Raw genomic sequence first — 13,114 nt, forward strand, 5'->3', positions numbered from 1 at the left:
TTTAGCTTTTTCAAAACAGAGCTATTGCTGCTCCTGGTTGGCTTTAATATTTTTTACCACATCCAACATCGTATCCGTCCAAATAACATCTTCATGAGCCTTTAAATAACGTACAAGGGCTTCGTGAGCCTCCAAAGAAACATTCAAGGAATGACCTCCTCCAACACCATGAAACAAAAACACCAAAAGGCCCTTGTTTTTCATCGCCTTTTCCACTTCGGCAATCAACTCTTCTCCTGATTCGCCATTCACCCCAAAACACTTGATGGCATATGGATCTATAGCATCTATCGGTTCAATGCCTTTATAGACCGTTCTAGCGCCTACCAAATCTCCTCTCAACAAATCCATAAACGTTCTATCTCCTATGGCCATGTCTCCACAAGTAAAAGCAAAGGTGCGCTCGGTTTTATGGTCAAGAACACCTAAAAAGGCATTGGTCAATCTAATTTCCTCCACCATTTTTTCAATACTGTAGGTACTTAAATCATAGTTAGGGTTCACCCATTCCCTACCGGGAAGATTTCCTAAACAGGGGTGATAAAGTGTATGGTTGCCCAATTCGTGCCCATTGGAAGCCAAGGTTTGCCATTCCTTTGTTCGTGATGTAAAACCGCTTGCTGCTGCAGAAATGTAAAAGGTCGCTTTCATGCCTAATTCATCCAATAGTGGTGCTACATTGTCCAAGTGCACATCTAGGGCATCATCATAAGTTAGCACCACGGCGCACTGCTTTCCTTGCCAAGCTACTTTGTGCAACGTTCCAGGATCATAGTTTCTAAAAGGCGATGCCGGCAAGCCTCCTTTGTTGTATAAATTAGCTTCCACAGGGTTGTTGGCCCAGGCATATCTTACATATTGAGGATCGGCAATATTGGGATGACTCAACACCACGGTATTATTTTCAATAGAGGCATTAGCTTTTACGAAATGAAGATTGGCTCCTGCTATTTCAAAACCTTTCAATGCATCCCCATGACAAACCATGCCTTCTCCCTCATTTTTAAAATTGACATACAAAGCACCATTCCTCTCCATAGCAGATGTAAACAAAGGACCCGAAGCCACCAAGTTTTGTTCCCCATAAGCCAAGGAACGTGCCTGTAAGGCCAAACGTTTTCCTATAACCTTCTTATTCAATGGGTGGATATCATTCCATTCGCCCGCATCTATAGCGACCGCCATTCCCGTATTGGGAAGCAACAAAGCCTTCCATTGGGCTTCCCGTAATTGCGCCCACTGACTCTCCTTTTCTGTGTTGTATTGCTGCATATAATTAGGCAACTGCACATACAAAAAAGGGAAATCTCCTTGTCCCCACTGAGCTCTCCAATCGGAAATGAGAGCAGGAAATTGTTTTGCATACAACTGAGGATCGTAGGTATTGGATTCACCTTGGTAAAACAACACACCCTTTATTTTGAATTGGGTTAAAGGCGCAATCATTTTGTTGTAAAGCCCTAAGGGTTTCCATCTAATAAAAGTTGGAGAAGCCAAAGATGGCATGTTAGTCCCTAAACGGTATTTCCAAATCCCTTTTAAGTCAATGGTATCGTTACCAACAGCTAGGCAATAGGGTTTATCATAGAAGAAACCACCTCTTCCCGACTGGTTCACAACTCTAACGGTAATGACATTTTTACCTTCTTTCAAAATATCAGGAGCCACCTCATAGCGTCTCGGCGGGTATTGATAACTGATACTGCCCACCTGTTGCCCATTGATATAGATAAAATCTTGGTCCACCACGCGCCCCATCATAAGTTTTGCTGGCTTTCCTGCCATGGACTTGGGCACATCGATAGTTTTTCTGAACCAAACCGCTCCATTCACAAAGCCCAACGATTGGTCTGCCCAAAATCCAGGAACCATCATTTGGTTCCAATCGAAATCGTTATATTGCGGATCACTCCATTGTGGTAACTGATTAACACCCAAATCATTTGAGTTTAATTCTTTGTGCCAATCTTCCGCTCTTTTATTGTCGGCTGTTGTAATAGCCTCAATCAGACTGTCATTTTTAAACTCTTGAGCAACTTGGTAATCCTCTGGAAACTCCTTAAGGGCCTCTTCACTCAAAAAACAAGACACCCTAGCCCCTCCAAGGGCGGCATTAACCAAACCAATAGGCACCTGATAAGTATCATACAATTCTTTGGCAAAAAAGTAGGCCACTGCAGAAAACTTATAAATAGTTTCGGGATTGGCCTCCAACCATTGCATAGGAGCCTTAAAATCTGTTTGGGGTTGATGGAAATCATAAGCATCAACCACCTCGATTTGGCGGATAAAAGGATTCTTTGAAGCCGCAATTTCCTTTGGGTATTTTTCCTTGACCCTTTCCATGGAAATTTCCATATTGGATTGCCCTGAACAAATCCATACATCTCCAAAAAGGATATTATTTACCTCAATTGAGTTCTTCCCCCTAAAAGTCATTTGGTAAGGACCTCCTGCTTTTTGAGGCGGCAATAAGAATTCCCATTCCCCCGAAGCATTGGTAACCGTCTCAAAATTTTGTTTGTTGAATTTTAAGCGAACGGTCTCTCCCGCTGAAGCCCAACCAAAAATCCTCAGTTCTGTATCCCTTTGCAATACCACACCATCACTTAAAAGCTTGGGAAGTCGAATTTGAGCCAAAAGGTTTGAGCTACAAACAATAAACGCCAAAATTGTCAGGGCGCTCTTAAATATGGATTTGGAGTTCATATACAAGTTGTTTTCTTTTAACGATTTTAAATGTAGCTATAAAAAAACCGTCAGGCTTCTAGACCTGACGATTTTCCAACTAATTCAAAACTAATTCTAATTTAACTCTGTTTCTATTTTTTTAATCGCAGGCATCGTATGGAACCACCGACACATCATCTACAAAAAAGGTTTGTGTACTAGCGCCCATATCGAACAGCAATCTATATTCTCCTGAAGGTACTGCAGCCGCATTCACTACGAACGAATAATAAGTCCAGTCTTCTGGAATGCTTAAATCATCCGAATAAAAGAAATCCGATCCATTACCATCCCATTGCGACATAGAAATTCTGAAGACGCCATCAGGTCCTGCGGCTTTCGCCCAGAAACTAATTTTATAGTCATTTCCTTCCTCCATATCCATTGGGTCTGATGCCATTTGCACATCCCAAGGGTTGCCCCCTGCTCCAGTAGCTGTCATAGAAGCCGATCCTGAATGGGATTCTGTTGTGGAAACCTCATGGGCGCCATTTAAGGTATTCCAATTGGTTAATCCATCTTCAAATCCACCATTGGCAGCCAAACTGCTTCCTACTACTTCATATTCTTTAACTGTTACGGCATCCACAAAGAAGGTTTGTGATGTGGCTCCCATATCGAACAATAATCTATATACCCCCGAAGGAACTGAAGCCGCTTCTACTACAAAGGAGAAATACTTCCAATCTTCTGGAATACTCAAATCATCCGAATAAAAGAAATCCGATCCGTTGCCATCCCATTGTGACATGGAAATTCTAAATACGCCATCAGGTCCCGCCGCTTTGGCCCAGAAACCAATTTCATATTGGGTTCCTACAACCAAATCCATAGGGTCTGAAGCCAATTGGGTATCCCAAGGGTTTCCTCCCGCTCCAGTAGCCGTTAAAGATTGATCACCACAATAGGCTTCAGAAGTAGAGATATCGTGGGCACCATTCAAGCTTTCCCAACCAGTCAAACCATCTTCAAAACTTCCGTTAGACAATAATTCTGGTGGCCCAGCGACAGCTGAAAATGCTCCAGGTACCAAAGCAATATGATCAATACCAAAAGGTACGCTTCCCATTCCCATATCCAACACCACTTTGTGGGTTGGTAAATCATTGGTCACAGTAAAAGTCCATGTATAAGGCAACCAATCGGCATTGGAAATTTCAACGGTGTCTCCATAAAAATAATCGGCGCCATTGCCATCCCATTGCGATACCGACACACGCATTTGCGCTCCTGCAGATTCTGCCTTGGCAAATAAGATAATGGTATACTGCTCGCCGAAAGTTAACGGTGTTGGCGTACTGGCAAACTGTCGGTCCCAAGGGTTACCTCCAGCAGGTGCCACTCTCATTGAGCGACCGCCGCCATAAGCATCATTTCCTGTTAGCTCGGTCATGGTTTCACCTCCATTAAGTTTTTCCCATCCGGTAAACTCATCCCCTGAACCTTCGCTTAAGGTACTATTCACTAGGAAATTTTGTCTTGCCACAAAAGCTGTTGAAGCCGTTGCTTCTCCAAAATCATTACTAACAGTAAGATCCAAAAATGCATTGTCATCTACCCCAGCAGGTACGGTCACCACCAATTCAGTATCGGTATTGGAAACTATTGTGGCTGGCACATCATCTATTGTTACTACCGGGTTATATCCCGCATTAAAACTAGTTCCTGTTATGGTAACATTGCTGCCTACTGCCACAAAAGCATCAAAGTTTTGTATGATAGGTACCGGAGTTAATAAGACTTCAATATTAAAGTGAACTCTATAATCATTAACCATGGCCAAAGTCACCACATTGTTGCCTACTTGGGCATTTTCTGGAACGACAAAGGTTAAAGTACCATCCTCGTTGAGGAAAAATTCCGTGTGTTTATCTCCAACAAAAACAAACTGTACATAATCGAAATTTGAACCTTGAATGGTTACACTTTCAAGAGGATATACAGATGTTGGATTTACCGCTGTTACCGAAACCTCAGTAAAATCGTCATCATTGTTACAGTTCACAAGTGTCAAGGCCAACACTATTGTGAATGCACTAAAAAGAAATTTTAAAAATTTATTCATAACTTATTCTTTACTTGTTAGTAACCAGGGTTTTGAGTAGCACCTGTTTGATCTATAAAACTTTGAGGAATAGGCCAACGCTCATGTTTTCCTGCAGTTATATTTCCAGCTGCATTTGGATTGTACATATTGGTTCTTTCAATTAATAGGCCATTTCTTTTTAAGAAATACCAGCGATGACCTTCATGGCCCAATTCGCGAGCGTGCTCTTCAATAATATCTTCAAAAGTGATGTTGGAAAAATTCCCAGAAGTATTCCCATAAGCACGTTCTCTTAACACATTAAGATACTGCATGGCCTGACCGGTATTCCCTAACTGAAAATGTGCCTCGGCCGCATCAAGATAAGCATGGGCCAATCTGAAAATAATAATATTTCTCCAACCTTCAGCTAAAGCAGTTGTTCTATTATATTGCCCATTTTCCCAAGTTTTAGTGGAAGTTGGTTCAATATATCTTACATTGGTTGAGGCTGCGTGCTCTTCTAAAACTACATCTCCTATTTCTACCCCATCAGGCAAATTTTCAGCATCATCAAAAGTCCAAAACAACTTATGCCAAGCTTGTACACGACCGTCGGCTTCATCCATAACATCACCATCACCATTGGTGTCAAATAAAGACCAATAGTATTCTGAAGGCGATAACCTTGACCAAGGTCTTCCGCCACTTTCCATAGTTCTGGCTACACCTGGGATTCTGTCGTACAGTGGTACAAACATTTGTGATGTCCATTGCACAGTAGATGAGGACTCTTGAAAAGCAATTGAAAAAATTAACTCGCTGTTATTTTCTTCACCACCTTTGCCTCCATCCAATCCGAAAATATTATCCAATGGTTGTAATACATAAGACCCATCGTTAATCACAGCCTCAGCTGCCGCAACGGCTTTAGTATAATCACCAATATCTAAACTGGCTTCTGCCAACATCATATTAGCCAAACCTTTAGATATAGAAATTGCCTGATCATCACCCTCACTTCTGGTTTTCAATAAAGGTATGGCAGCTTCTAGGTCTGAAATAATTAAATCGTATACTTCCTCTTTAGAATTTTGCTCTGTTGTAAACACAGGTCCTGTTTCTTCCAAATCGGCTACTTCAACTATTGGGATATTTTCAAACCTTCTCACCAATTCAAGATACAAATAGGCTCTCATGGTATACGCTTGGCCCAATGCATCCTTGATTTCTGGATCCAAATCTTCAATAGGGCCTGAAGCCTCTATGCCACTAATTGCAATATTGGCAGGAGTGACGCCTGAGTAATAATAATTCCACATGGCATCAAGCGGCCCACTGGCAGCAGAGAAATTACCGTCATAGGTATTCATTCCCAACAATCCATCTGCTGGTTCATCAGTTAAATTGGTCCCACTCCGTACGATATCCGTACCGCAGGGCTTAAATACTGAAATTCCAGCGCCCCCATCAGCAAATATACTTCTGGCGTAAATCAAACCACTGGCAATTAAAGCTTTATTACCATTTACCGTATTTGCCGCATCCTCAGCGGATAAAGTATGGCGTAAGTCTTGATCTAAAAAATCATCTTGGCACCCTGTAAAAAAGAGTGTAACTGCAAAAAGCGCAATTGAAATTTTATAAAACTTTCTCATTGTCTTCTTTTTTAAAAGGTTAATTTAATTCCCATCACCCAAGTTTTAGAAATAGGATACTGATCTGTATTTGTTATCTCTGGAGAATAGGCATTTGTATAATCTGTCCAATATTTTAAATTGTTACCACTAACGGATAAGGTCAAACCATTTAGAAAAGTTCTATCCAGCATTTCACTTGGTAAACTATAGGACAAGGAGACATTTCTTAAAGATACAAAACTGGCATCTTCAAGAAAAATAGAATTGTAGAAAGTTCCTCCTGGAGTCATCGCACTACCTTCACCTACTCTAGGATAATCGTTGGTTGGATTGTCTGGCGTCCAATAATTGATATTTATTCTATTCTGTCTAGCAGAATTATAACTATTGTAGATAGAATTGATTCTCTTTACGCCCTCTACAAATTCAAATAAAACCGAAAGCTCCAAACCTTTATATCGGAACACATTGTTGATACCACCATACCAATCTGGTGTTGGATTCCCCAAAAAGGTTCTGTCCTCAAAATCTACATTGCCATCGCCATTGGTATCTTTAATTTTAGGATCTCCTGGTTGTGGAACCGCTCCCAAATTAGTAACATCTGGGGTTTCACCTGTTTGCCAAACTCCTAAATATTCAAATCCATAAATTTCCTGGAAATCTTGACCAATAAACCAACCATTATCTATATCATCCAAAGGTTCTCCATCTTCTCCTACCTCATTCAATCTTATAATTTTACTTTTCGAAGTGGCCCAATTAACACCCATGTTCCATGAAAAATCTTCGGTTCTAATGATATCACCTCTTAAGCCAACTTCAACTCCCGAATTCTCAGTCTCACCAATATTTGATGGGTAAAATTCATATCCATTGTTAAGCGCTGCTGGGATGCGTTGATAAAGCAATACATCTGTTGTTTTTGTGTTATAAACTTCTACAGAACCATTAACCCTACTATTGAAAAAGCCAAAATCTACCCCAACATTGAACTGTTTACTAGTTTCCCACTTAATATCTGGATTTCCAGCAACATTTCCAGGGATTAAGCCTGTTTCAGCATCTGCCGGTGGAATTAACACTGCATTGGTATTGGCTTGATACGAAAATGAAGGAATATTATCGTTACCCAATTCTCCATAACTCAAACGTACTTTAAAATTGCTAAAGGTATCTCCTCCAAACCACCAAGCTTCATTGTGCGCATTCCATGCAAAAGCTGCCGATGGAAAATAGCCCACTCTATTGTCTCCAATAAATTTATTGGACACATCTCTACGTAAAGTTAAAGTAGCACTATAGCGGCCATCGTAATTATAACCAAGTCTTCCGGCTAGATAGGATTTAGCCCAATCACTAGTGTTTACCCCTGTACTTTGAAGCTCCTGAGGTGCCGTTCCAAGGCCCCAATACCCCAACTCATCGGCTGCGGTTCTAGTAGCTTGGGAATTGACCTCTGTCCATTCAGATTTTTGCATTCCGTATATCAACGCTACATCGAACCCGTGCTTACCAAAATCCTTTTTATAGGAAAGAATATTATCAATCAAATAGGTAACTTGTTGACGCTCTCTTATTTGAGCTAAATTATCTGCACCATCTGTAAAATTAGTTGATTGGAATCTTCCTAAAAACTCTCTTCTGTCTTCAGCAAAAGTATTCAAGGTGTAATCCAAGCCTTCGGCTATATCAATATTCACATAAGGATTCACATAAGACCTTGTAATATTAACATCCAGTTCACTTTCGTTAAACTTGTGCAATGGGTTTACTGCAAACAGGTCAGTTGTTGCAAACTTGCTGTAATTACCATCTTCATCATATAAATTACCGTACGGACTGGACTCAACCAATGCAGAAAGGGCCGGTACTCCTCCATTTCCAAAACCAACAATGGCTGTTCTTTGGTCGGCAAAACTTTTAGATAGTTGAACTCTAGCTCCAATTTTCAACCAATCTGTAGCTTGTAGGTCTCCATTGAAGCGTACAGAAAACCGCTTATAATCTGAAGCCACCAATGGCCCTGATTCTCTAAAAAAATCCCCATTTAAGTAAAAAGTTGTCTTCTCCGTTCCTCCAGAAACTGTCAACCCTACATTGTTTTGAACTCCGGTTCTGGCAACCTCATCCATCCAATCTACTTGATTTCCTTCAATATAATTAGCATATTCAATAGGATCCAATCCCAAAGTATTTGGAAAATACTGCGCTCCTGAACTACTGTTCTGATTAACATCTATCCTAAATTTCACGAATTCATCTCCAGTCATGATATCAGGCCTTTGAGCCAAACTAACAAAACCGGATGAACTGTTAACTGTGATCTGAGTTTTCCCTTTTTTTCCACTTTTAGTTGTGATCAAAACGACCCCATTAGCGCCACTGGAACCATAAATAGAAGCGGAAGCGGCATCTTTTAAGATATTTATACTTTCGATATCGTCTGGGTTAAACTCGGCCATATTACCACCAACCAATGGAACACCGTCCACAACAATGATAGGCTGGTTCACAGTATCAAGATTTGTCCCCCCGTTTGTAGAAGCCCCCAAAGAGTTGTTACCTCTAATCTTAAGTACTGGCGGCGAACCTGGTTGCCCAGTATTTCTGCTAATCTGTACCCCGGCAACCTGTCCTCTTAAAGACTCTACCACATTGACTACAGGAGCTTTAGCTACCTCCTCCATTTCAACCGTTGAAATGGCTCCGGTTACATTGGCTCGTTCCATAGTACCATATCCAACCACCACAACTTCATCCAACTGAGCAAGGTCTTCTTGCAGGGTGATATTGATGACACTTCTTCCTGCAACGGCTACTTCTTGGGTAAGATACCCCACATAGCTAAAAACCAAGGTGGCATTGGAGTCTACCCCATCCAAGGTATAATTCCCATCAAAATCGGTTGCGGTTCCTGTGGTAGTTCCCTTTACTATTATGCTAACCCCCAACAGAGGGCCAGTAGCATCGGCAACCTTTCCTGAAACACTAACCGTTTGTGCTTGCACTGCCAAGGCAAAGGCCATGAGCAGTAACGTTAAAAAACCCTTTTGGGGTTTATTCCTGTAATTACTTTTGAATTGATCGGTCATTTTGTCAAAATATTAATTTAAGGTCTGTTAATTTAAGGTTATGGTATTTTTAACCTAGTATAATTTTGATATCGATAAATATACGTAATTATTTCTTTTACTCAATCGGTTGCGTTATTTTTTTGTTAATTTTTCACAACAACTCAATGCATATCAATAATTCAAAGGGAAATAAATTACGATATTCGTATAAAAATGAGTATTTTTACATATGTTAACAATTGGTAATTTCTAATATTTTCTGCGAGCAAACAGCTATCGTGTCATCTTTTTTAAAGCATTCCATCATGAAAAAACTACTCCCTTTTTTAGCCATTTGTATACTTATAGCATCCTGCAACAACTCGAAATCTTCCAACACAACGGAAGCCATTGACCCCATTAACAAGGATAAAATGATGAACAAAAAATCCTTGGAAGGGGCTTGGGAACTGGTGAGTTTTTACAATTATGAAGACAATAAAATAGTAGACTCCTTCCAAACCAGTGAAGGTTACCGTCAAGTAAAAATGTATACCAAATCTAAGGTGATGTGGTGTAAAAATGTACCGTCAGATTCCTCGGAATGGTTTGGCTACGGCAGTTACGAAATCCATGGAGATACCCTAACGGAAGTGTTGGATTATGGTTCTAAAATCATGACCAAAATCATCGATTTGAAAACAAAGTTCAATAACGAATTGCAATTGGGCCCCAACTCCTTTACACAAATCGAGATCGACGATGAGGGCAATAGAATCTATTCAGAAAACTACAGACGGATAGAATAACCCTTCGCATATATACCATACTTTTAACCAAACATGCAAATGTGCGTTTACCGCTTTGTACCAAGCAAACACCTCATTTTTTTCAAATCACTATCTTTAAGGGGTATTTTTGAAATATGAATTTCAGCCCTTTTAAAAACAGGTACCTCCTCATCAATCTATTGATTGGTATTGGTTTGGTGAGCATTCCTTTTTTAACCTCCCCCGACCTTGGTTCGGGTTTGGAATTACTTAAGGTAAAACCATTTCAGCGCAGCCTTTTAAGCTATGTGCTATTGCTCTTGGTATTTTATGGCAATTACTATTTTATTGTACCAGAATTTTATATCAAAAAGCGCTGGTTTTGGTTTTTGGGGCTCTCTCTCTTGGGGTATCTCCTTGTATTTAATTTACCACAAATCCTGATTCCAGAACACTTCCCAAATAACATGAGACGACCCAAAATGCCCGCAATGCCGCCCGAACCGAGAAATCGGTTGTTGCCTTTCGGCATTTTTTCAAGAGATAGCTATTTCTTCCACTACATCGTCGTGTTTTTACTGTCCTTATTTTTAAGATTGGAAGAACATCTGCATAGTGTGCAAAACGAAAAATTGGCCACTGAAGTCTCATATTTAAAAGCTCAGATCAATCCGCATTTTCTGTTTAACACCCTTAATAGTCTGTATGCCCTAACCCTTACAAAATCTGATGAAGCGCCAAAAGCAGTCATCAAACTTTCCAACCTAATGCGCTATGTGGTGACGGAAAGCGACCAAAAAATGGTGGATCTCAAAAAGGAAATTGCCTATATAGAAAATTTTATCGCTCTTCAAAAATTGCGTCTTTCAGAGGACATAAAGGTGACTGCCAATTTTTCGGGGGACTTTTCCAACAAAAAAATAGCGCCTTTGCTTTTGATCAATTTTATTGAAAATGCCTTTAAATACGGGCCTTCCGCAGAAAACGACTCAGAGATTCTAATAGACCTATCCATAAACGAAGAGAATTCCTTATTTTTGAGAGTAGAGAATACATTCTCCAAAAAATATCAAGATGAGCAAACCTCTACCATGCAAGGATTGAAAAACACAAAGCGTCGCCTAAACATTCTCTACCCCAATGCGCATAAACTCACAACTACGGTAGCATCAGGAAGGTTTAAAGTGGCTTTACAACTAAACTTATCATGATCACGGCAGTTGCCATAGACGACGAACCCCTGGCACTTAAAGTCATAGAGACCTTTTGTGAGCAGCTTGATGGTATCCAATTGGAAAAAACCTTCTCCAATCTTACAAATGCCAAAAAATACATCAATAAATTTCCGGTAGATGTCATTTTTTTGGACATAGAAATGCCTAATATCAATGGGATCGATTTTTATGCCTCTCTCACCAAACCGGTAAAGGTCATTTTTACCACCGCCTATGATGAATATGCCGTAGAAGGCTTCAATTTGAATGCTACAGACTATTTGTTAAAACCTTTTTCCCTGGAACGCTTCACCGAAGCAGTCTTGCGAGTTCAAAAAAGCTTGGAATTGGAACAGGCACACGAAAATGCCAACCCCTTGCTATCGATAAGGGCCGACTACAAACTTCACCGCATCCCAATTCAGGACATCCTTTATTTGGAAGCCATGGACGACTATGTAAAAATTCACATCCAAGACCAAAAAAGTCTGGTTACAAGATCCACCATGAAAGGCATCTTGGAAAAACTCCCGAAAGCACAGTTTGCCAGAATCCACAAATCCTATATTGTGCCTTTGCACAATATTAAAAGTATCGCTTCCCAAGAAGTAGACCTAGGCTATACCAAACTGCCCATTGGTAACAGTTACAAACAAAATTTGGAGCCACTCAGCTAAACACACTTTTGGTTAATTAACCGCAAATTTTCTCCCTTTCCTCTCAATTTGTTCATTTCTCATTAAGCTTTTTATAATTTGGTTGAAGAATTAAAACATACAGCTTATGAAACGAAAAGATTTTTTAAAAAACGGACTTTTGGGAGTTGGAACCATCGTGGCCATTCCAACAGTTCTAACAGGCTGTTCCAGTGATGATGATTCAGGATCAGGTAATGCAACGGGAGACAATTCAGGAAATAACTCTGGCAGTACTACTGAGGACTGTGTACTATCCCCAAGTGAGACCAAAGGTCCCTTCCCTATCAAAACACCCTCGCAATTGGTTAGGGAAAATATTATAGGCGATCGCTCTGGTTTGGCTTTCCTAATGACCCTTACCGTACAAGATAAAGACAACGATTGTGCTCCATTGGAGGGAGTTTTGGTGGATATATGGCATTGTGATGCGGATGGAAACTATTCTGAATATGGCGGCGTACAAATGCAGACGGCCGACTATACCGACAATCACTTTTTAAGAGGGCGTCAAACTACCGATAGTAATGGACAAGCCTCCTTTATCAGTATTTTTCCCGGATGGTACATGGGCAGGGCGCCTCACATCCATGTGGAAATTCTAGATGCCAATGGCAACTCAAAAAGAGTCACCCAAATTGCCTTTCCTAAAGATATATGCGACACCGTTTACGCCACGTCAGGCTACCACGGTACAGCAGACACCTCCAACGAAACCGATAATGTGTTCTCGGATAGTTTGGAGGATAATATGGCCGACACCCTTACCGGAAACACTACCGACGGGTATACTTTGACCAAAATAATCACTGTATAGCCCTTGAGGGTGTCGACATATAAACCCTAAAAATTCCATTGTTTTGATCTTTAGAGTTGTTAGCCGAAAAGAGGTGTTCAAAATTGAACACCTCTTTTCATATCACTACTTTCCTATTTCATTATATTAATTGAACTTCAACAACTTAAGTTTTAGAATGAAAAGT

At 40.4% G+C, this 13,114-nt stretch carries 8 protein-coding genes; 4 read left to right on the forward strand and 4 right to left on the reverse strand.

The genetic code is table 11. The features are described from left to right. Window positions 1-21 precede the first annotated feature (21 nt). The 4 genes from BKM32_RS00445 to BKM32_RS00460 all read right to left on the reverse strand — a co-directional run bounded on the left by BKM32_RS00445 (window position 22) and on the right by BKM32_RS00460 (window position 9,491). Window positions 22-2,709 carry a sialate O-acetylesterase gene (locus tag BKM32_RS00445; protein WP_083702041.1) on the reverse strand — a complete coding sequence of 896 codons (2,688 nt, stop codon included), beginning with the start codon at window positions 2,707-2,709 and terminating at the stop codon, window positions 22-24. A 121-nt stretch (window positions 2,710-2,830) separates the two neighbouring features. Beyond that, window positions 2,831-4,795 carry a carbohydrate binding domain-containing protein gene (locus tag BKM32_RS00450; RefSeq protein WP_083702042.1) on the reverse strand — a complete coding sequence of 655 codons (1,965 nt, stop codon included), beginning with the start codon at window positions 4,793-4,795 and terminating at the stop codon, window positions 2,831-2,833. Window positions 4,796-4,812: 17 nt separating this feature from the next. After that, window positions 4,813-6,414, reverse strand: a complete 1,602-nt coding sequence (locus BKM32_RS00455; RefSeq protein ID WP_076662011.1) for a RagB/SusD family nutrient uptake outer membrane protein — start codon at window positions 6,412-6,414, stop codon at window positions 4,813-4,815. A gap of 11 nt (window positions 6,415-6,425) precedes the next feature. Then, the gene (locus tag BKM32_RS00460; RefSeq protein ID WP_076662013.1) at window positions 6,426-9,491 is read right to left on the reverse strand and encodes a TonB-dependent receptor; all 3,066 of its coding nucleotides are present in this window, start codon (window positions 9,489-9,491) and stop codon (window positions 6,426-6,428) included. Between the two features lie 287 nt (window positions 9,492-9,778). Here BKM32_RS00460 and BKM32_RS00465 point away from each other — a divergent pair, with 287 nt between their 5' ends. The 4 genes from BKM32_RS00465 (at window position 9,779) to BKM32_RS00480 (ending at window position 12,948) form a co-directional block, all read left to right on the forward strand. Continuing rightward, window positions 9,779-10,261: a hypothetical protein gene (locus tag BKM32_RS00465; RefSeq protein WP_076662016.1), complete on the forward strand. Its 483-nt coding sequence runs from the start codon at window positions 9,779-9,781 to the stop codon at window positions 10,259-10,261. A gap of 116 nt (window positions 10,262-10,377) precedes the next feature. Beyond that, window positions 10,378-11,433 (forward strand): sensor histidine kinase, encoded by a 1,056-nt coding sequence (locus BKM32_RS00470; RefSeq protein WP_076662018.1) that lies wholly within the window; start codon window positions 10,378-10,380, stop codon window positions 11,431-11,433. Continuing rightward, window positions 11,430-12,113, forward strand: a complete 684-nt coding sequence (locus tag BKM32_RS00475) for a LytTR family DNA-binding domain-containing protein (RefSeq protein ID WP_076662021.1) — start codon at window positions 11,430-11,432, stop codon at window positions 12,111-12,113. Before BKM32_RS00470 ends, BKM32_RS00475 begins: the two co-directional genes overlap by 4 nt. Before the next feature lie 106 nt (window positions 12,114-12,219). Further along, complete coding sequence (locus BKM32_RS00480) at window positions 12,220-12,948, forward strand: intradiol ring-cleavage dioxygenase (RefSeq protein ID WP_076662023.1); 729 nt, start codon at window positions 12,220-12,222, stop codon at window positions 12,946-12,948. The last annotated feature ends 166 nt before the right edge of the window (window positions 12,949-13,114 follow it).

Origin of the sequence: Mangrovimonas sp. DI 80, assembly GCF_001975575.1 — a bacterium.
Classification (GTDB): domain Bacteria; phylum Bacteroidota; class Bacteroidia; order Flavobacteriales; family Flavobacteriaceae; genus Mangrovimonas_A; species Mangrovimonas_A xylaniphaga.

Excerpts from the sequence above, each read along its gene's own strand:
- BKM32_RS00445 (WP_083702041.1), bottom strand. The coding sequence starts at position 2,709 with ATGAACTCCAAATCCATATTTAAGAGCGCCCTGACAATTTTGGCGTTT.
- BKM32_RS00480 (WP_076662023.1), top strand. The coding sequence starts at position 12,220 with ATGAAACGAAAAGATTTTTTAAAAAACGGACTTTTGGGAGTTGGAACC.
- BKM32_RS00465 (WP_076662016.1), top strand. The coding sequence starts at position 9,779 with ATGAAAAAACTACTCCCTTTTTTAGCCATTTGTATACTTATAGCATCC.
- BKM32_RS00470 (WP_076662018.1), top strand. The coding sequence starts at position 10,378 with ATGAATTTCAGCCCTTTTAAAAACAGGTACCTCCTCATCAATCTATTG.
- BKM32_RS00450 (WP_083702042.1), bottom strand. The coding sequence starts at position 4,795 with ATGAATAAATTTTTAAAATTTCTTTTTAGTGCATTCACAATAGTGTTG.
- BKM32_RS00460 (WP_076662013.1), bottom strand. The coding sequence starts at position 9,491 with ATGACCGATCAATTCAAAAGTAATTACAGGAATAAACCCCAAAAGGGT.
- BKM32_RS00475 (WP_076662021.1), top strand. The coding sequence starts at position 11,430 with ATGATCACGGCAGTTGCCATAGACGACGAACCCCTGGCACTTAAAGTC.
- BKM32_RS00455 (WP_076662011.1), bottom strand. The coding sequence starts at position 6,414 with ATGAGAAAGTTTTATAAAATTTCAATTGCGCTTTTTGCAGTTACACTC.